General features: G+C 69.2%; 2 protein-coding genes. One reads left to right on the top strand and one right to left on the bottom strand.

Annotated elements, in window-relative coordinates; translation table 11 throughout:
- Nucleotides 1-146 precede the first annotated feature (146 nt).
- Nucleotides 147-896: an SDR family NAD(P)-dependent oxidoreductase gene (locus ACFV6I_RS01975; protein WP_380423269.1), complete on the bottom strand. Its 750-nt coding sequence runs from the start codon at nt 894-896 to the stop codon at nt 147-149.
- Between the two features lie 92 nt (nt 897-988).
- Between ACFV6I_RS01975 and ACFV6I_RS01970 the strand changes: the two genes are divergently transcribed.
- The gene (locus tag ACFV6I_RS01970; protein WP_380423292.1) at nt 989-1,396 is read left to right on the top strand and encodes a winged helix-turn-helix transcriptional regulator; all 408 of its coding nucleotides are present in this window, start codon (nt 989-991) and stop codon (nt 1,394-1,396) included.
- The last annotated feature ends 257 nt before the right edge of the window (nt 1,397-1,653 follow it).

Here is a 1,653-nt window from a genome sequence, read left to right as displayed (position 1 = left end):
TGGACTTCTTCCAGTTGGTGTCGGCCGGCTGGGTCCCGTTGGTTTGGCGCAGGATGTCGGGCTGGCCGACTTCCTGCGCTGTGGTGTGTCCAGGGCGTGTTTCGTAGCCGACGGAGCCCGGGGCCCGGAGGCGAACGGACGGGACGTCAGCGCATGCCGCCGGAAGCGAGGATGACATCCCCGGTGATCCAGCGCGCGCCGTCGGAAGCCAGGAAAGCCACCAGCGGGCCGTAGTCGTCCGGGGTGCCCGTTCGGCCCAGCGGGGTGCCGGCGATCGCCTGTGCTTCCTGAGCCGAGCCGGGGAATCCCATGGCCCTGGTGCCCTCGGTGTCCGACGGTCCGGGCATGATCGCGTTGACCCGGATGCCGCGCGGGCCCAGCTCCTTGGCCGCAATGATGGTGAACGCGTTGACAGCGCTCTTGGACGCGACATAGAGCGAGGCGTACGGCGGGTGGGTGAGTGTGCCGGCCGTCGAGACGTTGATGATCGATGCGGCGCCGATGTCGTCCTGCGCGGCCAGGGCCTGCGTAGTGAGGATCGTGCCCAGGACGTTCGTGGTCATCTCGCGCTGGAACTCCTCTTCGGTGATGCCCGACAGCGGCGCGAAGGCGGCGACGGCCGCGTTGTTCACGAGCACGTCGACCGGTCCGTACTCCTCGCGCGCCCGATCGAACAGATGGCGCACTTCGTCGCTGCGGGTCACGTCGGCCCGGACCGCGATCGCCCGGCCGCCCTCGGCGGTGATGCCCGCGACGACCCGCTCGGCGCCCTTCGCATCCTCCCGGTAGTTCACCACGACGGCTGCGCCGGTCCCGGCCAGTGCCTTGGCGATCCCCGCGCCCAGGCCCTTCGATGCGCCCGTGACGATCGCCGTACGTGCGTTGCTGCTGCTCACAGTGGCTCCTCGAACGTTGGTGCTTACGAGGTCACCGTAGGAAAGGCCGTTACTGTTGGGAAGTACCTACTTTTTTGTAAGCTCCTGCGGTGATGGAAACTCAGCAGGTCGCGACAGCCGCCCGGCTCCTGGCCCACGACACCTTCGACAACAAGTGCGTGCTCAGGCCGATCATGGACCAGACGACAAGTCGCTGGGCGACACTGATCATCTCGGCCCTCATCGCCGGCCCGCACCGCTTCGCGCAGCTGCACCAACGAGTCGGTGGCATCAGTCAGAAGATGCTGTCGCAGAACCTCAAGGCACTGGCCCGGGCCGGGCTCGTCGACCGCCAGGTCGCGCCCACCAACCCGCCCCAGGTCACCTACAGCCTGACGGAACTCGGCGTCAGCCTGGCCGGGCCGCTGACCGAACTGATCCAGTGGTTCGGCCGGCACGGAGACGAGCTGCTCGCCGCCCAGGAGCACTACGACAGCCAGCAGGCGTCACCGCGCGAGTAACGGGCCAGTCCCATGGGCCGGTTCGGCGGAGTCTCGCGGCAGCACCAGCCGACCCAGCCGGAGAGCACAGGTCCCGTCCCCGCCTCAGCATCCACCACACGCCCGAACACGCCGGCCGGCTCGACCAAGTCGACCTGTTCTTCTCCACCCTGACCCGACGTCTACGACGCCGCGGGCCCCGCTGCGCCCCCCCCCCACAATCCCCCCGCCACACACCCCGCGGGCGCTGGCGCGGCGGCCCCCCCCCCCCCACCACA

The sequence above is a fragment of the Kitasatospora sp. NPDC059803 genome, from assembly GCF_042732255.1.
In the GTDB taxonomy this organism is placed as follows: Bacteria; Actinomycetota; Actinomycetes; order Streptomycetales; family Streptomycetaceae; genus Kitasatospora.
Note: the sequence above shows the minus strand (reverse complement) of the source record. Positions and strands in the feature narration are given on the sequence as shown.